The sequence below is a fragment of the Streptomyces longwoodensis genome (assembly GCF_001514125.1).
GTDB classification, from domain to species: domain Bacteria; phylum Actinomycetota; class Actinomycetes; order Streptomycetales; family Streptomycetaceae; genus Streptomyces; species Streptomyces longwoodensis.
In genome coordinates this window covers 251121-273231 of sequence record NZ_KQ948552.1, presented here as the reverse complement: position 1 = coordinate 273231, position 22111 = coordinate 251121, and the positions used below count along the sequence as shown (strand labels likewise).

Below are 22111 nucleotides of genomic sequence, written 5' to 3'. Positions count from 1 at the left end.
AGAAACAGGGGGTTCCGGGTGCGAGTGGGACTGCTGACCCGGGAGTACCCCCCGGACGTGTACGGCGGCGCGGGCGTCCACGTGGAGTTCCTGGCCCGCGAGTTGCGTCCCCTGGTCGACCTGGACGTGCACTGCTGGGGCGAGCTCACCGCGCGCGAGAAGGCCGAGGGCGTGCTGCGCCACCGCCCGTGGTCCGCGCTCGACGGCGCCAACGACGCCCTGCGCACCTTCTCCGTGGACCTGTCGATGGCCGCCGCCCTGGAGGGCCGCGACCTGGTGCACTCCCACACCTGGTACGCCAACCTCGGCGGCCACCTCGCCAAGATGCTGCACGGCATCCCGCACGTGATGACCGCCCACTCGCTGGAGCCGCTGCGCCCCTGGAAGGCCGAGCAGCTCGGCGGCGGCTACACGCTCTCCAGCTGGGCCGAGCGCACCGCCGTCGAGTCCGCGGACGCGGTGGTCGCCGTCTCCGGCGCGATGCGCGCCGACATCCTCGACTGCTACCCCGACCTGGACCCGGCCCGGGTCCACGTCGTGCACAACGGCATCGACACCGCCCTGTACCGGCCCGACCACGGCACCGACGCGCTCGCCCGGATCGGCGTCGACCCGAACCGGCCGTACGTGCTGTTCGTCGGGCGCATCACCCGCCAGAAGGGCGTGCCCCACCTGCTGCGGGCCGTCCGGCACCTCGACCCCGCCACCCAGGTCGTGCTGTGCGCCGGCGCACCCGACACGCCCGAGATCGACCGCGAGTTCCGTGAGCTGTTCGAGGAGCTGGGCCGGGCCCGCGACGGCGTGCACTGGATCCCCCGGATGCTGCCGCGCCCCGAGGTGATCCAGCTGCTCACGCACGCGACGGTCTTCGTGTGCCCGTCGGTGTACGAGCCCCTCGGCATCGTGAACCTGGAGGCCATGGCCTGCGGCACCCCCGTGGTGGCCTCCCGGGTCGGCGGCATCCCCGAGGTCGTCGAGGACGGCGGCACGGGACTGCTCGTCGACCTCGACGACGCGGGGGAGGCCTTCGAGGCGGCCCTCGCCCGCGCGCTGGACGAGGTGACCGGCGACCCGGAGCGCGCCCGGCGGATGGGCGAGGCGGGGCGCGAGCGCGCGGTGGACGAGTTCGGCTGGGACGCCGTGGCACGGCGCACCGTCGGGCTGTACGAGGAGGTCCTGAAGGCGTCGTAGGCGCCCTCGGACCACGTGGTCCGCGTTTCGCAGGCTTAGTTCGCCCCGCCCGGGGCAACCATGCATCAACCAGGGTGAGGAGAGCGGGCCATGCGTCGTGGTGGACCTTCCGTGCTGGGCATCGTCCTGGCGGGCGGCGAGGGCAAGCGGCTGATGCCGTTGACGGCGGACCGGGCGAAGCCGGCGGTCACGTTCGGCGGCACCTACCGCCTCGTGGACTTCGTGCTGTCCAACCTCGTCAACGCCGACATCCTGCGCATCTGCGTCCTGACGCAGTACAAGTCGCACTCGCTGGACCGGCACATCACCACCACGTGGCGCATGTCGAGCCTGCTCGGCAACTACGTCACCCCGGTCCCCGCCCAGCAGCGCCTCGGCCCGCGCTGGTACCTGGGCAGCGCCGACGCGATCCTGCAGTCGCTGAACCTGATCTACGACGAGCAGCCCGAGTACGTCGCGGTGTTCGGCGCCGACCACGTGTACCGCATGGACCCGCGCCAGATGCTCGCCCAGCACATCGACAGCGGCGCCGGCGTCACGGTGGCCGGTATCCGCGTGCCGCGCACCGAGTCGTCGTCGTTCGGGGTGATCAAGCCCGGCTCGGACGGCCAGACGGTGGAGGGCTTCCTGGAGAAGCCCGCCGACCCGCCCGGACTGCCCGACGACCCGCAGTGCGTCTTCGCCTCCATGGGCAACTACATCTTCACCACCAAGGCCCTCATCGAGGCGCTCCAGCGCGACGCCGAGGACGAGGAGTCCGTGCACGACATGGGCGGCTCGATCCTGCCCCAGCTGACCGCGCGCGGAGAGGCCCACCTGTACGACTTCAGCGAGAACCACGTGCCCGGCGAGACCAGCCGCGACCAGGGCTACTGGCGGGACGTGGGCACGCTCGACGCGTACTACGAGTCGCACATGGACCTGATCGCCGAGCGCCCCAAGTTCAACCTGTACAACCGCTCCTGGCCGATCTACACCCACTCCGGCCAGCTGTCCCCGGCCCGCTTCAACGCGGGCGGCATGGCCAGTGAGTCGATCATCAGCGCGGGCTGCCTGATCCGCGGGCAGGTCACCCGCTCGGTGCTCTCGCCGGGCGTGGTGGTGGACCCGGGCGCGGTGGTGCAGGGGTCGGTGCTCCACGACAACGTCCACATCGGGCGCGGCGCGGTGGTGCGCGGGGCGGTCCTGGACAAGAACGTCCAGGTGCCGCCGGGTGCGACCATCGGGGTGAACCCGGAGCGCGACGCCGAGCTGTACACCGTCTCCCAGGGCGGGGTCATCGCCCTCGGGAAGGGTCAGATCGTGTCGTAGCGGGCGCCGTCACCGCGTGATGGCGGATGCTGGGGGTGGACCCTTCCCCCGGCTCAACCCGCTGTCGACGCGAGGCACCCCTTGACTGCTGCTGATCTGCTCGCACCGCTGGACCTGGCGTTCTGGAACATCGAGTCGCCCGAGCACCCCATGCACCTCGGCGCGCTCGGGGTGTTCGAGGCCCATTCGCCGACCGCCGGCGCCCACGCCGCCGACCTGCTCGCCGCGCGCGCCGCCGGGGTGCCCGGACTGCGCATGCGGATCCGGGACGTGTGGCGGCCCTTCGACCGCGACCGCCCTCTCGACCTGCGCCGCCCGCTCGCCTTCGGCGGCGCGGCCCGTGAGCCCGACCCCGACTTCGACCCGCTGCGCCACGTCCGGCTGCACGCCCCGACCGCCGACTTCCAGGCCCAGGCCGGCCGCCTCATGGAACGCCCGCTGCAGCGCGGCCGGCCGCCGTGGGAGGCGCACGTGCTGCCGGGCCGGGACGGGGCGTCCTTCGCGGTGCTGTTCAAGTTCCACCACGCCCTCGCCGACGGGCTTCGCGCGCTGACCCTGGCCGCCGCCGTCCTCGACCCCATGGACCTGCCCGCGTCCCGCCCGCGCCCCGAGGAGCCGCGCCGCGGCCTGCTGCCGGACGTGCGCCGACTGCCCGACCTGGTGCGCGGCACCCTGTCCGACGTGGGCCGCGCCCTCGACATCGGCGCCTCCGTGGCCGTGTCCACCCTGGGCACCCGGTCCAGCGGGGCGCTCACCGCCGGACCCACCGGCACCCGCCGCACCGCCGGGGTGGTCATCGACCTCGACGACGTGCACCGCGTCCGCAAGACCGTCGGCGGCACCGTCAACGACGTCCTGATCGCCGTCGTCGCGGGCGCCCTGCGCCGCTGGCTGGACGAGCGCGGCGACGGCAGCGACGGCGTGGCCCCCCGCGCCCTCATCCCCGTGTCCCGGCGCCGCCCGCGCACCGCCCACCCCCAGGGCAACCGGCTCTCCGGCTACCTGATGCGGCTCCCGGTGCACGACCCCGACCCGCTGCGCCGCCTGGCCGCGGTCCGCTCGGCCATGGACCGCAACAAGGACGCCGGCCCCCACCGGGGCGCGGGCGCCGTCGCCCTGCTCGCCGACCACGTGCCCGCCCTCGGGCACCGCATCGGCGGGCCCCTGGTGAGCCAGGCCGCACGGCTCTGGTTCGACATCCTGGTCACCAGCGTGCCCCTGCCGAGCCTCGGCCTGAAGCTCGGCGGGAACCCGGTCACCGCCGTCTTCCCGTACGCCCCGCTCGCCCGCGGCCAGTCCCTGGCGGTCGCCGTCTCGACCTACCGCGGCCACGTCCACTACGGGCTCGTCGCGGACGCGGCGGCCGTACCCGACCTCGACCGGCTGGCCGACGCGCTCACCGCGGAGGTGGCGACGCTCATCGAGGCCTGCGGGGCGTGATCGTGCGGGCATGATCGTCGCCGGTTCGGAGGCGGAGCCGCCGCTGAAGTAAAATTCCGCCTTCGGAGGCGGGCGCGGTCGGAGCGCTGCGCGGGTGATCAGGGAAGCGGCAGCGCGATGACGGTGACAGAAGACGGCCTGGCGGCGGCGGACGGGGCGTTCCCGGCGTCCCCCGAAGCGGAGTCGCGCGTCCCGCAGGCGCGGGAGCCGCAGGAGGCGGCCGACGCCCCCGAGGCGTACGGCCCGGGCATCGACCCCGAGCGGCTCGCCGTGTGCCTGAGCGTGCTGGAGGAGCTGGACACGATCGACGTCGACCACCCCGACGCGATCCGGGTCCGCCGGGCCACCTCGCACATCTACCGCTCGGTCAAGCAGCGCCGCCGCCAGGAGCGCCGGGCCGCCAAGACCGCCCACGACCGCGCGGTCACCGAGGCCACCGCGACCGGCTCCGCCGAGCGCATCGACGACGAGACGGAGGGCATCCTGCCGTCCTCCAAGGTCGAGGCCGGCCGCATCGCGGGCATACTCCAGCGCCCGCGCTCCTGCTACACCTGCAAGCAGCGCTACGTCGAGGTCGACTACTTCTACCACCAGCTCTGCCAGGACTGCGCCGCGCTGAACCGCGCCAAGCGCGACGCCCGCGCCGACCTCACCGGCAAGCGCGCCCTGCTCACCGGCGGCCGCGCCAAGATCGGCATGTACATCGCCCTGCGGCTGCTGCGCGACGGCGCCCACACCACGGTCACCACGCGGTTCCCGAAGGACGCCATCCGCCGCTTCAAGGCGATGGAGGACTCGGGGGAGTGGCTGCACCGCCTGGAGGTCGTCGGCATCGACCTGCGCGACCCGGCCCAGGCCGTGGCGCTCGCCGAGCAGGTCTCCGCGGCGGGACCGCTCGACATCCTGATCAACAACGCGACGCAGACCGTACGCCGCCTGCCCTCCGCCTACGCGGCCCTGGTCGAGGGCGAGGGTGCCCCGCTGCCCGCCGGTGAGCTCCCCGCCCACCACGTCATCGGCGCCTTCAACTCCGGTGCCGTCGACGGCATCACCGCCCTGCCCGTCGGTGTGAGCGGCCTGGACGCGCAGCGGGTCGCCGACCTCGCGCTCGTCGCGGGAAACGCCAGCGTCGCCCGCCACCTGGACGGCACCGCCATCGACGCCGGCGGCCTCGTCCCGGACGTCGTCGACACCAACACCTGGGTGCAGACCATCGACCAGATCTCCCCGGTCGAGCTCCTCGAGACCCAGCTGTGCAACTACACCTCCCCGTTCATCCTCATCAGCGCGCTGCGCCCGGCGATGGCGGACGCCGCGAAGAAGGCGACGAGCGGACGGGCGTACGTCGTCAACGTCTCCGCGATGGAGGGCGTCTTCAACCGCGGCTACAAGGGCGCCGGGCACCCGAACACCAACGCGGCCAAGGCGGCCATGAACATGGTCACCCGGACCAGCGCGCAGGAGATGTTCGACGCCGACGGCATCCTCATGACGTCCGTGGACACCGGCTGGATCACCGACGAGCGCCCGCACTACGACAAGCTGCGCCTCGCCGAGGCCGGTTTCCACGCCCCGCTCGACCTGGTCGACGGCGCGGCCCGGGTCTACGACCCCATCGTGCGCGGCGAGGCCGGCGACGACGTGTACGGCGTCTTCCTGAAGGACTACGCGCCCGGCAAGTGGTGACCCCCGGGCGTCCCCCGGCCCCCGGCCCGCACCCGCGTGCCGGGGCAGCCGGCGCCGCCTGACCCCGGCCCGGTCAGTCGACGGCGCCCAGGCGGGCGTTGCGCTCGGCGACGAGCTCCAGCACCGTCCGCCAGTCCTCCAGCACCCCCGCGTCGAAGCCGGCGGCCCGGGCCTCCTCGTCGGCGTCGCGCAGGCTCAGCGCGTCCTCGTCGGCCGAGTCGGACCACGGGTGGGCGGCCACCAGCCGGGCCACGCGGGGGCCGAGCAGGGGCCGTACGGCGTCGGCGGTGAGGCCGGCGCGGCCGGTGGTCCCGGAGGGGCACAGCAGGTGACCGACGGGCCGCACCAGACCCGCGAGCTGGAGTTCCTTGTCCGCGGGGCGACTTCGGCGCAGCAGCGCCGCCGTGCGCAGGGCGTGGTCGTGCAGGTCCGTCCCGGGGCCGTCGCCCGGCCGGTCCGCCACGCCCCGGCACGCGGACAGCAGGTCCATCAGCTCCTCGACGCTGCGCAGCTCCATGCGCCAGTCCTCCCGCGGGCAGCCGTTGCGGTCCCCCAGCAGATCATCGTCAGCTTGCGCCCGGACCAACGCCACCTGAACTGCGCCGCCGACTCGCTGTCCCGTACGTCGCCATAGGCCGTTCGAGTGACGCAGAAAAGGTGAATACGCTCCGGAAACGGCACACTTCACCCAGGGGGACATCCGGGTGACTTGCCATGGTTACCCCAAATTTTCACTGCTATCGAGCGGCCCTCTGCTCATTTGGTTAACCTGGAGCGGACGGACAGCACCAAGGGGTCCCACCCGCACCCATCGTCCGTCATGGGACACGCCGGTTCACATCGGTTCGTTCTCCCTGGAGTTGCCGGCGCCACCGCGACCGAACTGCCTTCACGCAAGTCCCGAGGGTGCGTCAGTCGCCGGACCGTTCAGAGGCCGGCACGTGCCCAGGGTGACCCGACACATAAGGAGTGCGCGGTGACACCGGAGACGATGGATCGCGAAGAACGCCCCAAGGAACGCACGGAGCGCGGCCGCCGCAGGCCCGGGGACATCGGGAGCCTCGACGTGTGGGCCCGCTCCGCCCCGATCCGCCTCGCGGGCTACGAGGAAGACCTCGCCGAGCCCCACATCCTGCCCAGCGTCGACTGACCTCCCGCCGGCAGCACGAGCCGCGGCCGACGACCGGCCGCGGCTCCGGCCGTGCCGGACGATGCATCGGGTGACCGCAGCCGTCGCGCGGCGAAGTCGCCCCGATACCCGCCCCGTTCAGCGAACCCGACGGCCCCTCGGTTCCCTGAGACGGGTCTGCCCACTGTGGTCGGCCCGCGCGCCGGGGTGCGGGTCATCCTGCCGTCGTCGGCGGATTCGGGGCGTCAGGCGGGGAGGGGTCCGCGGTGGCCGGTCTGGTGCGGACGGTGGGCTGGTCCCCGCGGGGACCGAACAGGTGCAGGATCTCCACGGTCTTCGAGTCCGCGGGCCCGAACCAGTGGGGCTCCGTGGTGTCGAACTCGGCCACTTCGCCGGGTCGCAGCGTGAACTCCCGCGCCCCGAGGACGAGGCGCAGCCGGCCGGCGAGGACGTAGAGCCACTCGTAGCCCTCGTGCGTGACGAGTTCCGGCTCGCGGTGCGCCAGCACCTGTTTGAAGACCTGCACCCGGCCCGGGTACTGCGTCAGGGGCACCAAGACGCTGCCGCGCCCCTTGGACACGGGCCGCAGGTGCACCCGGGGGTCACCGCTGGCCGGTGCCGCCACCAGCTGGTCGAGCGCGACGTGGTGCGCCCGCGCCAGCGGGATGAGCAGATCGAGCGTCGGACGGCGCCTGCCCGACTCCACCCGTGACAGCGTGCTGACGGAGATCCCGGTCGCGGCGGCGAGTGCCTCGAGCGTGAGTCCCCGGTCCCGGCGCAGCTTGCGCAGCCGCGGCCCGATGCCGTTGAGAGTCTGCTCCAGTTCCGCGTCCTCGACTTCGGTACCCATGTCCCTCATTTTTGCAGGGTCCGCAAAACTGCTGGGCCGTGGCCACGGCGCGGCCCGAGCCTTGCCGGACATGGTTCCCGGACAGCAGAGGCGGACATGACCGCGACGACCCACCCCGTAGCCTCCCCGCTCAGTACGCGCAGACGCTGGACGATCCTGGCCGTCTGCTGCCTGAGCATGTTCCTGGTCGGACTGGACACCACCATCGTCAACGTGGGCCTGCCGGCCATCGGACGCGGTGTGCGGGTCGGCACCCGCGGACTGGAATGGATCGTGGACGCCTACACCCTCGTCCTGGCCAGCTGTCTGATCTCCTCCGGCGCACTGGCGGACCGCTTCGGACGCCGCCGGGTGTTCCAGTGCGGACTGGCCGTCTTCGGCACCGCCTCACTGCTCTGCGCCCTCGCCCCGTCGGCCGGCCTGCTCATCACGGCGCGTGCCCTGCAGGGCATCGGCGCCTCGATGCTCAGCCCGGTGGCGCTCGCGATCGTGGTGAACGTGATGACCGACCCGAAGGAACGGGCGCAGGCGATCGGCACCTGGGCATCGGTGTTCGGGCTGAGCATGGCCGCCGGACCTGTCACGGGCGGAGCGCTGCTCCACGGGCTCGACTGGCGGGCGCTGTTCTGGATCAACGCCCCGGTCATCGCCGCCGCCCTGCTGCTCAGCGCGGTGTTCGTACCGGAGTCCCGGGCGCCGCGGAACAGGCGGCTCGACCTGCCCGGACAGATCCTGCTGACCGTGGTCCTCACCGCCGTGGTCGGCGTCCTCATCGAAGGACCGCGCATCGGCTGGACCTCGCCCGCGGCGCTGGCGGGGTGCGCCGGGGCCGCCGCGGCGGCAGCCGCATTCGTGCGGGTGGAGTCCCGCCGCGCTGAACCGCTCATGGACCTGCGTCTCTTCAAGCGCCCGGCCTTCAGCGGCGCCGTCGTCGGCGCGGTGGCCGTGTTCGTCGCCCTCAACATGACGCTGCTGCTGAACACCCTCTACCTGCAGCACACCCGGCAGTGGACGCCCCTGGCCGCCGGCCTGGCGACCTTGCCCCTGGCCGTCGGAGCGACCGTCTGCGCCCCCTGGTCCGGCCGGATGGTCGGCAGCACGGGACCGCGACGGCCGCTGCTCCTGGGCGGCGCCTCCATCGCGGCCGGCGCCCTGTGCCTGGTCGGGCTCACCCCGCACACGAGCGTGCTCCTGCTGCTGGCCGCCTACCTGTTCATCGGCATCGGGTTCGGCTTCGCCAACGCTCCGATCACCAACACCGCGGTCAACGGACTGCCGCCCGCCCGCGCCGGCGTGGCCGGGGCGATCACCTCCACCGCGAGGCAACTCGGCGCCGCCCTCGGCATCGCCCTCGCTGGCGGCCTGGTCACGGCCGCCACCCCGGCGGGGCTCGCCCACGCCTCCCGCCCCGGCTGGGCCCTGGTCGCGGCCTGCGGCGGACTGCTCCTGCTCCTGGCCCGCACAGCGCCACCGAAGGCACCCTCGCCGAGCCCCGCCTCCCCGCCGGCGCGGCAGCCCGCCTGACCCTCCGGGCCTCATGTCTCCCTGCTCGGAGGCCGCCAGGCAGCGGGCCATGCGGACAGCAGCACGAAGAGCGAGCCGGTCGTCTCAGCGCAGGGGCGCCGTACGGCGCCACGGCCGGAGTTCCTCCAGCTGCTCCGCCAGCCGCAGCAGCCGCGCCTCCGAGCCCGGGCGGCCCACCAGCTGCACCGCCGTCGGCGCACCGGACGGCAGCGCGTCGAAGGGGACCGCCATCGCGGGCCAGCCGGTCAGGTTCCACGGCGGGGTGAGCGGCGAATACGCCGTGTTCACCAGCACGTTGGGCAGCCAGCCCCGCTCGTGCCACGGCACCGAGCGCGGGGAGCGGCGGGCCAGCGCCGGGGTGAGCAGCACGTCGTACTCGGTGAAGAACGGCTCCAGCCGCTGCCGCAGCCGCTCGCGTGCCGTGCCCTCCCGGGCCGCGCCGACGAACCGGCGCCCCACGGCCGCGTGCACCCGGGTGCGCCGGGCCAGCAGCCGGGGGTCCAGTCCCCGCGCGTCCACGGCCGTGCCCGCCGTCCAGTGCCCGAGCGCCGTGACGCCCAGCGACAGCGGATACGGCGGCTCCGCCCGCGCCACCCGGTGCCCGGCCCGCTCCAGCAGCCCGGCCGCCTCCCGCGCCGCCGACGCGAACGGCGCGCTGATCGCGACCCCGGCCAGCGGACTGCGCAGCGACAGCGCGACGCGCAGCACACCGGGTTCCTCGGGGCGGGGGACCTCCGCGTCCGCGAGCACCGACAGCATCAGCCGCGCGTCCGCCACCGTCGTCGCCAGCGGACCGTTCTCCGACATGCCGAACCAGTCGCCCTCGCCGATCCCGGCCGGCACCAGGCCGTGGCCCGGTTTGATCGTGACCAGGCCGCAGTTGGCCGCGGGGATGCGCAGCGAGCCCATCCCGTCGTTGCCGAGCGCGAGCGGGACGAACCCGGCGGCGACCGCGGCCGCGCTGCCGCCGGAGGAGCCGCCCGCCGTGCGGGAGGTGTCCCAGGGGTTGCGGGCGGTGCCGTGGACGCCTTCGGTGGTCCCGAACACGCACAGCTCGGGCACGTTCGTCAGGCCCACGACCACCGCGCCCGCGGCCCGCAGCCGGGCCACCGTCACGTGGTCCTCGGTGGCCGGCGCGTCCGGGGTCGCGGACGAGCCGACGCGCATGCTCTCGCCGCGCACCGCGAGGTTGTCCTTGACCGCCACCGGCACGCCCGCGAGCGGCAGCTCGGCCAGGTCCGCGCGGGACGCCACCTCGTCGGCCTCGGTCAGGGCCGCCTCGGCCCGCACCGTGCGGAACGCCCCGATCCGGCCGTCCAGCCGCTCGAGCCGGGCGAGGTGGTCGGCGACGACCTCCCGCGGCGTCACCCGCTTCTCGCGGACGGCGGCGGCGATCTCGACGGCGGTACGGCCGGTCCAGCTGGTCACGGGGGCTCCTCGGGTGCGTGCTGGGGTCGTGCTGGTGAGGACGTAGGGAGAACTGTGCACCGGCCGGGCCGTCACGTCGAGGGGGCGGCGGGGGGCGGCGGGGGAAGACGGCTTCCGCCGTGGGCGCGGGGACCGGGGACGCCGAAGTCCCGTAGGCGAGGTGGTCTGATAAGTATGCGGAGCACGCCCCCGCTCCCGTAGGCGAAAGGACCTCCGTGTCCCCGACTCCCGCCCGCACGACGAGGACCCTCGGCCGGAGCGGCGTCCCGGTCAGCCCGCTGGCCTTCGGCGCCGCGGCGATCGGCAACCTCTACACCCCGCTCGGCGAGGAGCAGGCCCACGAGGCGGTGGCCGCCGCCTGGCAGCACGGCATCCGCTACTTCGACACCGCCCCGCACTACGGGCTCGGCCTGTCCGAACGGCGCCTGGGCGCGGCCCTGCGCGCGCACCCGCGCGCCGACTACACGGTCTCCACCAAGGTCGGCCGCCGGCTGGAGCCCTCCGACGCGGGCGGCGACGACCTGGCCCACGGCTTCGCCGTCCCGGCGGCCTCCCGCCGGGTGTGGGACTTCAGCGCCGACGGCGTCCGCCGCACCCTGGAGGCGAGCCTGGAGCGCCTCGGCCTCGACCGGGTCGACGTGGTCTACCTGCACGACCCCGACGACCACGCCGAGGAGGCCTTCCGCGAGGGGTACCCGGCGCTGGAGCGCCTGCGCGCGGAGGGCGTCGTGGGCGCGATCGGCGCCGGGATGAACCAGGCGGAGATGCTGACCCGGTTCGTGCGCGACACGGACGTCGACGTGGTGCTGTGCGCCGGCCGCTACACCCTGCTGGACCAGCGGGCAGGCGCCGAGCTGCTGCCCGAGGCGGCGCGGCGGGGCGTGTCGGTCGTCATCGGCGGCCCCTTCAACTCGGGCCTGCTCGCCAACCCGAGGCCCGGAGCGACGTACAACTACGCGACGGCACCGCCGGAGATGCTGGACTGCGCCCTGCGGATCGAAGAGGTGGCCGAGCGGCACGGCACCGGTCTGCGCGGCGCCGCCCTGCGCTTCTGCTCCGCCCACCCCGCCGTCGCCGCCGTCCTGGTGGGCACCCGCTCGGCGGCCGAAGTCGCCGACTGCGCCGAGCAGTTCGCCACTCCGGTCCCGGAGGCCTTCTGGCAGGAGCTGCGCGAGAAAGGCCTGCTGCCCGCCGGGACACCGTGACGCTACGGCTCCCGCACGGGCGCGGTCAGCCGCGTCGGCGGCAGGTACTCGCGCACGTAGGTGCGCTCCCAGCACGCGCCCGTCTCCCGCAGCTCCCGCCAGGTCGTGTACCGGTAACGGAAGAGACGGGCGCGGACGTGGCGCGGCGGCCGGTCGGGCGGGAAGGGCGAGCGGCGCAGCAGCCGCAGCGTGGCGGGGTCGTTCTCCAGCAGCCGTTCCACCAGCGCCGCGAACCACGTCCCGGCGTAGCCGGGGGAGAGGGCGGCGAACCACATCATCCAGTCCAGCCGCAGGTGGTACGGCGCGAACTGGCGCGGCCAGCGCCGCGGGTCGCCCGGCTTGCCGCGGAACTCGTAGGCCCGCCAGTCCCCGTCCTCCCGGGGCACCTCGTCGAGCGTGCCCTCGACGACGATCTCGTGGCGCACCCGGCTGACGCTGCCGAACGCGCCGTAGGTGTTGACCAGGTGGAGCGGGTCGAAGGAGCGGTTCATCACCTGGCGGCGGGAGAGCATGTTGACGACCGGGCGGTAGCTGAGGAACAGCAGCAGTGCGGCCACCACGAGCACGACGACCTCGTACCAGAGCGGGGCACCCGGTACGGACGGGGTGTCGTAGGGGAGCCGCAGGGCGGGCACGGCGAGCACGATGGTGATCCAGTTCAGCCAGGCGAAGTTGCCGCTGAGCACCAGCCACAGCTGGGTGAGGACCATCAGCGCCGCGGCGGCCGTCGCCACCGGCTGGGGCGTGAACAACAGGAAGGGCACGACCAGTTGGGTCAGGTGGTTGGCGGCCACCTCCACTTTGTGCAGCGGTCCCGGCAGGTGGTGGAAGTACCAGCTCAGCGGGCCCGGCATCGGCTGGGTCTCGTGGTGGTGGTGCAGACACGTCAGGTTCCGCCAGCAGGCGTCCCCCCGCATCTTGATCAGTCCCGCCCCGAACTCCACCCGGAACAGCAGCCAGCGCAGCAGGAAGAGCACCACGACCGGCGGCGCCACCTCGTCGTTGCCCAGGAAGACCGCGAGGAACCCGGTCTCCAGCAGCAGCGACTCCCAGCCGAAGCCGTACCAGGTCTGCCCGACGTTCACGATCGACAGGTACAGCGCCCACGGCACCAGCCACAGCGCCATCGCCGCCCCCAGCGGCAGGTACCCGTCGACCCCCGCGAGCAGCGCCGCCGACACCGCGCACCCCGTCCAGGAGCAGGCCGCGAACAGCCGGTCGGAGTAGCGCCAGTGGAACAGGCTCGGCGCCCGCCGGAACGGCACCCGGGCCACGAACCGCGGGACGGGCAGCATGCCCCGCTCGCCCAGCAGTGCTCGGAACTGCAGGGCCGCCGTGAGGAAGGCGACCAGGTAGACCCCGGCGAGGGCCCGCTGGAAGACCAGCCGGCTCAGCCAGTAGCCGGGTGCGGTGAACCAGTCCACGGGGACCTCGCTCCTCTCCTGACGCCTGCGTCCGTCACGGGGCGTGTTCCATGACCTGCGCTTGCGCAACCGCGGCCATCACAGCAGACAATGATCCCGAACCGGTCGAAAGGTGTGGTCCGCGCCGTGGCGTGGCCCGGTACGAGGCAGGAGGGCGACGTGCGGCCACCCCGTGGAGTGTGCGTCCTCGCCTGCGCCCTCGCGGGCGCGCTCCTGCTCACCGGCTGCGGCGGTGACACCCCCTCCCGGCCGGAGCACGTCGTCCTCCAGCCCGTCGCGGCCCAGGGCCCCGACCCCTTCACCCGCTCCACGGTCACGGTCCCGTCCACGCCCCCGGCACCCGCCACCACGGCGGGCGGCCGACCGCGCTCGGTGTCCGGCGGCACGCCCGGCCTGTACGGCGGCGTCCAGGGCGTCGCCGGCTGCGACGTCGAACGCCAGATCGCCCTGCTCACCGCCGACCGCGCCAAGGCCGCCGCCTTCGCCCGCGCCGAGGGCGTCGCCGCGTCCGCGGTCCCCGGCCACCTGCGCGCCCTCACCCCGGTCGTGCTGCGCGCCGACACCCGCGTCACCGACCACGGCTACCGCGACGGCCGCGCCACCGCTCGCCAGGCCGTGCTCCAGGCGGGCACCGCCGTCCTCGTCGACGACCGGGGCGTGCCCCGGCTGCGCTGCGCCTGTGGCAACCCGCTGCGCCCGCCCACGGCCACGCCCGGGGCGACGAGCCCGCGCAGCCTGCCGTGGCCGGACTACCGGCCCGGCCAGGTGGTCGTCGTGACCCCCGCGCCCCGTGCGCTCACCCTCCTCACGCTCGTCGACGTCGTCACCCGCGCCTGGATCGAGCGCGGCCCCGGCCCGGACGCCTCCCGCGACCGCGCCCTGCCGGCACCGGCCTGGGCGGTGACCTCCCCGGCACCCGAACCGCGCGCGGGCGCGGTGCCCCCGCCCGCCCGCCGGCCGCTGAACCCCGCCGCCCCGGCCCGACGTCCCCAGGAGCAGCCGGTCGCGGCCGCCCCGGACCTGCCCGTGACCGCGCCGGACCCGGCCGGTGACGCCCCGTCGGGCCTCGTGGACGACGTGGACGACTTGGGCCCGGTGATGGTGCCCGAGGTCCCCGTCGTCCCTGACGGCGGCGGGCTCGTCCCGGACGACCTGGTGGACGGCTTCCCGGACACCGCCCTGGACGGGAGCCCCACCGGCGCGCCCGGCGGCAGCGACCCGGCGGACGCGTACGCCGGCGCCCTGCCCGGCTGACCACCGTGCCCGTCCGCCCCACCGGTCGAAGAATCGGACGAATGCTGGCAAGGTGGCTCCATGGCTGATCGGGGAGCGAGTGCCCTGTCACTCCCGGACGACTGGCCCGCCCACCCGGACCCGATCCTGGCGCTCAACCGCATGGGCAGTTTCGACTGGGACCTGGACAGCGGCCTGTTCCACATGGACGCCCGCGCCCGCGAGATCTTCGACCTGCGCCCCGAGGAATACGACGGCCACCCCGAGAACCTGGCCCCGCGCGTGCCGCCCGCCGAGGCCCAGCGCCTGGACGCGCTCGTCACCCAGGCCATCAAGGACGGCAGCGAGAACTACGGCGCCTACTTCCGCATGCGCCTGCGCGACGGCTCCCTGCGCTGGACCCACACCCAGGGCTACATCCGCCGCGACGACACCGGCCGCCCCCGCCGGATCGTCGGCATCGTCCGCGACGCCACCGAGGAGCTCAGCGACCTCGCCGACCGCCGCCAGGGGGCCGCCCTCGACGACGCCCGCAGCCAGCAGACCAACGTGGTCCAGCTCGCCACGGCCGCCCTCGCCCACGCCCGCACGGTCCAGGACGTCATCGACGTCCTCAAGGACACCCACGGCCTCACCCACCTCGGCGCGACCAGCCTGGTCATGGGCCTGGTCGAGGCCGGCCGGATCCGGCTCGTCGCCGAGGGACCGGCCGGCAGCTTCGTGCCCGGCACCCTGGTCACCCGCATCGACGAGCCGTACCCGATGAGCGAGGTGGTGCGCACCCTGCGCCCCCGGTTCATCGAGTCACCCGAGGAGTTCGCCGCCGGCTACCCCATCCTCTGGCCGCACCTCACCGACCTCGCCATCACCTCGGCGGCCTACCTGCCGCTCATCGTGCAGGCCCGCCCCATCGGCGCCATGGGCCTGCTCTACAGCGACCGCAGTGGCTTCACCCCCGAGGAGCGCAACATCCTCGTCGCCCTCGGCAGCAGCATCGCCCAGAGCCTGCAGCGCGCGATGTTCTACGAGGAGGAGCAGGACATCGCCCAGGGCCTCCAGCAGGCCATGCTGCCGCGCACCATCCCCAGCGTGCCCGGCGCCGACGTCGCCGTGCGCTACCGCGCCGCCACCATCGGCGGCTCAGCGGGCCGGGACATCGGCGGCGACTGGTACGACCTGATCCCGCTGCCCGGCGGGCGCGTCGGCGCCGTCATCGGCGACGTCCAGGGCCACGACACGCACGCCGCCGCCGTCATGGGCCAGCTGCGCATCGTGCTGCGCGCCTACGCCGCCGAGGGCCACACCCCGGCCACCGTGATGGCCCGCGCCTCGGTCTTCCTGCACGAACTGGACACCGACCGCTTCGCGACCTGCCTGTACGCCGAGGCCGACCTCGCCACCGGCGTCGTCCAGGTGGTGCGGGCCGGCCACATCGACCCGCTGGTGCGCGCCCCGGACGGCGGCTGCCGCCGCGTCCCCGTGCCCGGCGGGCTGCCGCTCGGCCTGTCGGTGGAGTTCGGCACCCTGGAGTACCCCGTCGGCACCCTCGAACTCGACCCCGGCCACACCCTGCTGCTGTGCACCGACGGCCTGGTGGAACAGCCCGGCGCCGACCTCGACGACGGCATGCGGGCCCTGGCCGCGCTCATCGCCACCGGCCCCGACGACGTGCGCGACCTCGCCGACCGCCTCATCGAGGTGGCCGACGAACGGGAAGGGGACGACGACGTGGCCCTGCTCCTGCTGCGCCGGCGCGGCCAGGACACCCCGCAGCCCGGCGGACGGCTCCAGCAGCACGTGGCGCCCGGCGACCCGGAAGCGCTGACCCACGCCCGGCACATGATCCGCGCCGCCACGCGCGCGTGGGGCGCCCGCGAGCGCGCCGACGAGATCGAACTGGTCGCCGACGAACTCGTCACCAACGCCCTCATGCACACCGAGGGCGCCGCGATCGTCACCCTGCGGGTGCTCAACGCCGCCGACCGCCGACTGCGCGTCGAGGTCGAGGACTCCTCCAGCGCCCTCCCGCGCCGCCGCGAGGCCGGCGAGTCGGGCGTGTCGGGACGGGGCCTGCTCCTGGTCGACCTGCTGGCCGACGTGTGGGGCGTGGAGGCGCGCGGCGGCGGCAAGTGCGTGTGGTGCGAGTTCGTCGTGCCCGAACGCGACCCCGGCGCCCGCTGACCCCCCCGCCCGGGCACCGGGCCGGACCCGCACGCGGGTGGCACCCTGGACCTATGCCGGAACTGCCCGAGGTCGAGGCGCTCAGGGACTTCCTCACCGAGCACCTCGTCGGCCACGAGATCGTACGGGTCCTGCCCGTCGCCATCAGCGTCCTGAAGACGTACGACCCGCCCGTCACCGCCCTGGAGGGCCACGAGGTCGTCGAGGTGCTCCGCCACGGCAAGTTCCTCGACCTGCGCACGCAGGACGGCCCGCGGCTCGTCACCCACCTGGCCCGCGGCGGCTGGCTGCACTGGAGGGACCGCCTCCCGGACGGCGTGCCCCGCCCGGGCAAGGGCCCGCTCGCCCTGCGGGTCGCCCTGGAGACCGGCGCGGGCTTCGAGCTCACCGAGGCCGGCACCCAAAAGCGGCTCGCCGTCTACGTCGTCCGCGACCCGGGCGAGGTCCCGGGCGTCGCCCGGCTCGGCCCCGACCCGCTGGCCGACGACTTCGACGAGGCACGCCTCGCCGCGCTGCTCTCGGGCGAGCGGCGTCAGCTCAAGGGCGCGCTGCGCGACCAGAGCCTCCTCGCGGGCGTCGGCAACGCCTACAGCGACGAGATCCTGCACGCCGCCCGGATGTCACCGTTCAAGCTGGCCGCCTCGCTCACCCCGGAGGAGACCCACGTCCTCTACGAGGCGCTGCGCACCACGCTCACCGGGGCCGTCGAGCGCTCCCGGGGCGTGGCGGCGGGCCGGCTGAAGGCGGAGAAGAAGAGCGGCCTGCGCGTGCACGGCCGCACCGGGGAGCCCTGCCCGGTGTGCGGCGACACCATCCGGGAGGTCTCCTTCGCGGACTCCTCCCTCCAGTACTGCCCGACGTGCCAGACGGGCGGGAAGCCGCTGGCGGACCGGCGGTTGTCGCGGTTGCTGAAATAGCGCGCGGGGGAGTCGTCAGATCCGGCTGCCCACGAGGTAGGCCAGCCCCGCCAGGGCGGCGAGCACCAGCACCGGGACCGCGAAGAGCCGCGCGGTCGACGTCAGCGTCCCGGTCGCGCTGCGTGCGCCGTCGGTGTACCGGTCGCGGTGCGCCTCGACGACGTAGCGGGCCAGGCCGGCGAGGAGGAGGGCGGCGGCCGCCGTCGACAGGCAGGCCACCAGGAAGCCGAAGGCACCGGTGCTGCGGACCCAGTCCTCGATGTCCCGCGCATTCCCGTCATCCCTGTCGCCCCGTACCGCCTGCTGTCCGGTCACCGCCACCAGCACGCACAGCACCACCGACGCCCCCGCGCACCCCAGCGCCGCGACCGCGGCCACGGGTCCGCCCCGGGCCCGTGTGGGCCGTACCGCGGGCGGCGGGAACCGGTGCGCCCCGCTCGGGTGCTCGGCGGTCCGCGGCGGCCGGTCGGCGAGGACCGTCGCCTGTTCCTGGCGCGGGACGAACGCAGGCGGGGACGGCGGCGGTCGCGGGACGGTCACCGGGGGCGCGTCCTGCTCGGCGTCGTGGGTGATCACCGGCGGCGGCTCACCGGGCGGCTCCTGCGGGCGGATCACCACACGGTCGGACGGGGGAGGCACGGGGGTCACGGCGGTGGGCGTGTCCGGCGTCCGCCCGTCCGGTACGGTCCCCGCCTCCGCACCGGCCGGGCCGGGCGGCGCGTCCACGGGCGGCCGGTCCGGCACGCGCACGTCGACCTCCACGGTGACCACCGCGTCGTCGGCGACCCCCTTGAGGACGACGTCCCCGCTCAGGTGGCCGACCGTGGCCGGGTCGACGCCGACGTCCAGGGCGTCGTCGTCCTGCGCGACCCGCAGCCAGGGGGCCGTGGCGTGGGCCAGGCAGCAGCGGGCCAGCGGGACGCCCTCCAGGGTGACCGTCCGGTGCGGCACGGTGGAGTCCCGCTCGACCCGGCCGAAGTCCAGCCGGGTCGCGGACGGCCGCAGCCGGACCGCAGTCAGGGCCTCCTCGGCGTCGCGGGCGACGTCCTCGACGTCGCCCCGCGCCATCTCCTCCAGCGCCCGCCGGGCACCCTCGGCGACCGGCAGGCGGTCGTCGGCCAGCTGGTCGCGCAGGGCGCGCACGGCGCCCAGCCGGGTGAAGGTGTTGCGGCTCTGCACGGCGGAGCGCATCTCGGGCCGGATGTCGGCCGGTTCGACCCTGATCCGGCGGTGCCGGCTGTGCGCCAGCTGGAGGCCGCCCTGCATCTCGACGGTCTTGCTCGGCGTCTGGTTCGGGTTCTGTTCGCGGACGTGCTCGTAGAGGTAGTCGTACAGGTCGTCGAGGGACACCTCGCCGTCCGCGTCCAGGTCGGCGTCGCCGGTCTGGAGGCCCTCGACCACCGCATGGGTGAACACCGACGGGGGCGGACCGGCGCCCTCGGTGAGCCGGCCGCCCTCCATGGCGTACTGCATGGCGGTGGACGCGGTGATGACGGCCCAGCCCCGGCCCCGGGGCGGCTTCTCGGCCGTGAAGTTGTCCAGGACGTTCGCGTCCCCGGCGGCGCGCACGGCCGCCGAGCCCTTGGAAGGCGCCGCCGTAGCAGCAGTCGAGGAAGAGCACGGTGCTGCCGGCCCGGGTGCGGGACATGCACCGGCGCACGAAGTACGAAGGGACGGCGGTGGCGTCCAGGTAGCGGGGCTCGGTGTCGCGGGCGGCGAGGTACAGCTCGCCCGACTCGCTCTTGAGGCCGTGGCAGGAGAAGTGCAGCACCAGCGTGTCGTCGCGGCGGCGGTCGGTGAAGAAGCCCTCGATGCGGCGCAGGATCACGTGGGACGGCTCGTCGGCGACGACCTCGACCTCGAAGTCGCCGATCTGGGGGTCCCCGAGCACCTGCGCGAGTGCCGAGGCGTCGGAGGCGGGGGAGGCGAGCTCCTTCAGGCCCGGGTCGTCGTAGTCGGCGTTCGCGACGATCAGCGCGTGCCGCGAGCCGCTCATGGCGGGGCCGCCGCAGCCGCGTGCCGCCGGACGAACAGGTCGAACGCCAGCGCCACCTGGTCGTCGGTCGCCTTCGAGATCTCCAGCTCGTCCTCGTCCAGGCGCAGCCGCAGCGAGGGCCGGGTGTCACGGCAGCGGCCGAGCCAGCGGCGCACCACCGTGACCACCTGGTCGAGGGCGCCGACCGAGGTGCCGAGGGTCACCAGCAGGGAGCCGACCGTCGCGGGGTCCACGACCCGGGCCCCGGCGGGCACGTCGTCGGCGGGCACGGACGTGACGTCGTCCACGTCGAGTTGCAGGAGTTCCTCGCGCAGGTGCCGGGTGAGTTCTTCGACCTGCTCGGCCCCGGCGTCGTCGTCGGACACGAGGATCATCAGTCGGTCGTCCACGGCTCTGCCCCTCCGGTGGTGCTCGCGGGGGCGGCGCGGAGCGGTCCTGGGCGGCTCCGCGTCCTCGACTCCAGTTTCCGCCCGGGGGAGGGCTACCGCGACTGGAGCGTGACCAGCCGGTCGCCCTGGGCGGTGCGCACCTCGTAGCGGGCGATGTCCCCGGGGTGCAGGGCGGCGGCGCCGTGCACGGTGTTGGGCCGGGCGTCGTGGTCGGGCACGGCCCAACTGGTGACGGTCTGCTCGGAGCCGTCGTGGCCGACGACGACCAGCCGGCAGTCGCGGGGACCCGCGCCGTCCTTGACCTTGAGCACCACGTCGGTGCCCCAGATCCGGTCCTCGGTCGTGACCTGCGCCCACACCCCCGACTTCTCGTCCGTCGCGGTGAGGCGTACGTCCTGCTCGCCGGCGTCCGCGAGGACCGCGACGGCGGGTCCGCCGAGGGCCACGGCGACGGAGGCGGCCAGCGCGAACACCAGGCGCCTGCGGCCGGCCCGCTGCCGGGCCGCGACCTCGCCGAGCACCCTGTCCAGCAGCCGGGGACCCGGCCCGGCGAACGGGTGCACGAACCGCGGCGTCGCCCGCCGGTAGAGCATCAACTGGCGTGTGGTGGGGCCGAACTCGGTGACCTGAGCCGCGCACCGAGGACACTCCATGAGGTGGTCCTCGAAGCGGAAGGCCGCCGCTTCGTCGAGCACGCCGAGCGCGTACGCGCCGACGTCCGCATGCCTTTCCAGGGACCTCATGCCGAATCCTCGTGCCGTTGGGTGCGGGTGGGGTTACTCCTTGCTCCCACCGGTACGGACCAGACAGCCGAATCACTCAAGACGCACGGAGAATCACCCGAGACGTTCGGAGCCGTCGGCCCCGCGGATTGGTGCGGATCCCCGAGGATCTAAAAAAGGTGGATCGCGAGGTGGCCGAGGGGCAGACCGAGTTGCCAGGCGGGCGTCCAGACCTTCGGTCCCTCGTCCTCGTCGGGCAGCGCGCCGCCGCCGGGCACCGCGTCCAGGTCGGGGGCGAGCAGCTCTGTCTCCTCCAGCCAGCGCCAGGCCGCCGCGGCCAGCTCCAGGTCCACCGACGGACGGCCGGACTCGGCTTCTGCGGCGGCGAGTTGGGCCATCCGCTCGCGCACCCAGCCCTGCCACGGCTGGTCGTAGGCGGTCAGCGACAGCCATGTCTCCAGCTGGGTCACCACCCGGATCCCGGACAGCTCGCCGTCCGCGTCGGACAGGAAGATGGTCAGCGCCAGCGCGTCGCGCCCGGCGCGGAACTCGAAGGACGTCGGCGGCATGAGATCGCCGGTCCGCAGCAGTTCGTCGGCGATGTACTCGGCGTACAACCAGGCCATGGGAACGGTGAGTTCGCCGCCGTCGGTGCCGTCCGTACTCTGATGACCTCTGTGCTGCATCCCTTCCTGCCTTCCTCCGGTGCGTGCGCGTCGCCCGGTGCCGGGGCCCCCATCCGGAACACGGATGAGGACAGCCGATTACTCAACCGGGGTCGTCGGCAAGGCGCTTTACGGAGGTTTGACTCGGCCGCTGGTTTCAGCGCAGGTCGGCCGCGTATCCCGGAAGCAGCCGGCGCAGGGCGCGCAGCGCGTAGTACGCGCGGGACTTCACGGTACCGGGCGGAATGCCCAGGGTTGCGGCGGCTTCCGCCACACTCGCCCCCTGGAAGTACACCAGCACCAGGACGTCACGGTGTTCGGGAGTGAGAGTCTTCACAGCCTCGCGCACGTCCAGGGCGGCGGCGGCCCGCTCGGCGTGGTCGGCGCACACGGGTGCGTTCTCCAGCACCGCGTCCCCGACCTCGGCCGGGCGCGCCTGACGGGCCCGCCGCGCGTCGATGGCGAGCCGCCGGGCGACGGTCATCAGCCAGGGGCGTACGGAGTCGAAGGCGTCGGCGCGCAGCGCCTCGGGGTGCTGCCAGGCCCGCACCAGGGTCTCCTGCACCAGGTCCTCGGCGCGCTGCCGGTCGCCGTCGCACAGCCTCAGCAGCAGCGCGAACAGCGGCCGGCCGTGCTCGCGCTGCAGCGCGGCGAGCTCGTGCTCGGCGGTCGCCGTCGGGCGGTGCGTCAGGGTCGTCGCGGCGCTCATGGGCGTATGGCACCGCAGGGCGCCCGCGGGTGACAGGCCGCACGCACGGCTCTGCGACGGACGGTCGAAAGCGTCGGCGAACGGCACGACGAACGGTCGCCTCCGGGGCGC

Annotated in this window: 19 protein-coding genes and 1 pseudogene; 10 read left to right on the top strand and 10 right to left on the bottom strand. The window is 74.2% G+C overall.

Annotated elements, in window-relative coordinates; all coding sequences use genetic code 11:
- The first annotated feature begins 18 nt into the window (after positions 1 to 18).
- The 4 genes from glgA to AQJ30_RS13710 all read left to right on the top strand — a co-directional run bounded on the left by glgA (position 19) and on the right by AQJ30_RS13710 (position 5628).
- Complete coding sequence (glgA, locus tag AQJ30_RS13725; protein WP_067233178.1) at positions 19 to 1191, top strand: glycogen synthase; 1173 nt, start codon at positions 19 to 21, stop codon at positions 1189 to 1191.
- Between the two features lie 90 nt (positions 1192 to 1281).
- Positions 1282 to 2502 (top strand): glucose-1-phosphate adenylyltransferase, encoded by a 1221-nt coding sequence (glgC, locus tag AQJ30_RS13720; protein WP_079084014.1) that lies wholly within the window; start codon positions 1282 to 1284, stop codon positions 2500 to 2502.
- An 81-nt stretch (positions 2503 to 2583) separates the two neighbouring features.
- Positions 2584 to 3942: a wax ester/triacylglycerol synthase family O-acyltransferase gene (locus tag AQJ30_RS13715; protein WP_067233174.1), complete on the top strand. Its 1359-nt coding sequence runs from the start codon at positions 2584 to 2586 to the stop codon at positions 3940 to 3942.
- A gap of 117 nt (positions 3943 to 4059) precedes the next feature.
- A complete protein-coding gene (locus tag AQJ30_RS13710; protein WP_245726914.1) occupies positions 4060 to 5628 on the top strand; it encodes an SDR family NAD(P)-dependent oxidoreductase in 1569 nt (522 codons plus the stop codon).
- A 73-nt stretch (positions 5629 to 5701) separates the two neighbouring features.
- Here the strand turns inward: AQJ30_RS13710 and AQJ30_RS13705 are convergent, their stop codons facing one another.
- Positions 5702 to 6145 carry a hypothetical protein gene (locus AQJ30_RS13705; protein ID WP_067233172.1) on the bottom strand — a complete coding sequence of 148 codons (444 nt, stop codon included), beginning with the start codon at positions 6143 to 6145 and terminating at the stop codon, positions 5702 to 5704.
- Between the two features lie 459 nt (positions 6146 to 6604).
- Between AQJ30_RS13705 and AQJ30_RS37860 the strand changes: the two genes are divergently transcribed.
- Complete coding sequence (locus AQJ30_RS37860) at positions 6605 to 6778, top strand: hypothetical protein (RefSeq protein ID WP_107119577.1); 174 nt, start codon at positions 6605 to 6607, stop codon at positions 6776 to 6778.
- 193 nt (positions 6779 to 6971) lie between these two features.
- Here AQJ30_RS37860 and AQJ30_RS13700 read toward each other — a convergent pair whose 3' ends face one another.
- Positions 6972 to 7607, bottom strand: coding sequence for a helix-turn-helix domain-containing protein (locus AQJ30_RS13700; RefSeq protein ID WP_079084013.1), 636 nt, complete (start codon positions 7605 to 7607; stop codon positions 6972 to 6974).
- A gap of 96 nt (positions 7608 to 7703) precedes the next feature.
- Between AQJ30_RS13700 and AQJ30_RS13695 the strand changes: the two genes are divergently transcribed.
- Positions 7704 to 9131 carry an MFS transporter gene (locus AQJ30_RS13695; protein ID WP_067233169.1) on the top strand — a complete coding sequence of 476 codons (1428 nt, stop codon included), beginning with the start codon at positions 7704 to 7706 and terminating at the stop codon, positions 9129 to 9131.
- 84 nt (positions 9132 to 9215) lie between these two features.
- Here AQJ30_RS13695 and AQJ30_RS13690 read toward each other — a convergent pair whose 3' ends face one another.
- On the bottom strand, positions 9216 to 10559 hold the full coding sequence (locus tag AQJ30_RS13690) for an amidase (protein ID WP_067233167.1): 1344 nt from the start codon (positions 10557 to 10559) through the stop codon (positions 9216 to 9218).
- Positions 10560 to 10774: 215 nt separating this feature from the next.
- Here AQJ30_RS13690 and AQJ30_RS13685 point away from each other — a divergent pair, with 215 nt between their 5' ends.
- Positions 10775 to 11764 carry an aldo/keto reductase gene (locus AQJ30_RS13685; protein ID WP_067233165.1) on the top strand — a complete coding sequence of 330 codons (990 nt, stop codon included), beginning with the start codon at positions 10775 to 10777 and terminating at the stop codon, positions 11762 to 11764.
- Positions 11765 to 11766: 2 nt separating this feature from the next.
- On the opposite strand, the gene AQJ30_RS13680 is transcribed toward AQJ30_RS13685, so the two are convergent.
- Positions 11767 to 13188, bottom strand: coding sequence for a lipase maturation factor family protein (locus tag AQJ30_RS13680; protein WP_067233164.1), 1422 nt, complete (start codon positions 13186 to 13188; stop codon positions 11767 to 11769).
- A 159-nt stretch (positions 13189 to 13347) separates the two neighbouring features.
- Here AQJ30_RS13680 and AQJ30_RS13675 point away from each other — a divergent pair, with 159 nt between their 5' ends.
- The 3 genes from AQJ30_RS13675 to AQJ30_RS13665 are packed head-to-tail and all read left to right on the top strand — an operon-like array spanning position 13348 to position 17519.
- The gene (locus tag AQJ30_RS13675) at positions 13348 to 14442 is read left to right on the top strand and encodes a DUF6777 domain-containing protein (protein ID WP_067233162.1); all 1095 of its coding nucleotides are present in this window, start codon (positions 13348 to 13350) and stop codon (positions 14440 to 14442) included.
- A 60-nt stretch (positions 14443 to 14502) separates the two neighbouring features.
- A complete protein-coding gene (locus tag AQJ30_RS13670) occupies positions 14503 to 16602 on the top strand; it encodes a SpoIIE family protein phosphatase (protein ID WP_067233161.1) in 2100 nt (699 codons plus the stop codon).
- A gap of 53 nt (positions 16603 to 16655) precedes the next feature.
- Positions 16656 to 17519, top strand: coding sequence for an Fpg/Nei family DNA glycosylase (locus AQJ30_RS13665; RefSeq protein ID WP_067233159.1), 864 nt, complete (start codon positions 16656 to 16658; stop codon positions 17517 to 17519).
- A gap of 15 nt (positions 17520 to 17534) precedes the next feature.
- Here AQJ30_RS13665 and AQJ30_RS13660 read toward each other — a convergent pair whose 3' ends face one another.
- The 6 genes and pseudogenes from AQJ30_RS13660 to AQJ30_RS13635 all read right to left on the bottom strand — a co-directional run bounded on the left by AQJ30_RS13660 (position 17535) and on the right by AQJ30_RS13635 (position 22000).
- Positions 17535 to 19088 (bottom strand): hypothetical protein, encoded by a 1554-nt coding sequence (locus AQJ30_RS13660; protein WP_067233158.1) that lies wholly within the window; start codon positions 19086 to 19088, stop codon positions 17535 to 17537.
- Positions 19089 to 19110: 22 nt separating this feature from the next.
- Positions 19111 to 19515: pseudogene (locus AQJ30_RS40105) on the bottom strand (caspase family protein); the annotation flags it as partial.
- Positions 19512 to 19904, bottom strand: coding sequence for a hypothetical protein (locus tag AQJ30_RS13650; RefSeq protein ID WP_079084012.1), 393 nt, complete (start codon positions 19902 to 19904; stop codon positions 19512 to 19514). The gene AQJ30_RS13650 and the pseudogene AQJ30_RS40105, both read right to left, overlap by 4 nt.
- 92 nt (positions 19905 to 19996) lie before the next feature.
- The gene (locus AQJ30_RS13645; RefSeq protein WP_067233155.1) at positions 19997 to 20647 is read right to left on the bottom strand and encodes a zf-HC2 domain-containing protein; all 651 of its coding nucleotides are present in this window, start codon (positions 20645 to 20647) and stop codon (positions 19997 to 19999) included.
- A 149-nt stretch (positions 20648 to 20796) separates the two neighbouring features.
- Positions 20797 to 21312, bottom strand: a complete 516-nt coding sequence (locus tag AQJ30_RS13640; RefSeq protein ID WP_067233153.1) for a hypothetical protein — start codon at positions 21310 to 21312, stop codon at positions 20797 to 20799.
- A gap of 136 nt (positions 21313 to 21448) precedes the next feature.
- Positions 21449 to 22000: a sigma-70 family RNA polymerase sigma factor gene (locus tag AQJ30_RS13635; protein WP_067233152.1), complete on the bottom strand. Its 552-nt coding sequence runs from the start codon at positions 21998 to 22000 to the stop codon at positions 21449 to 21451.
- Positions 22001 to 22111: the final 111 nt, after the last annotated feature.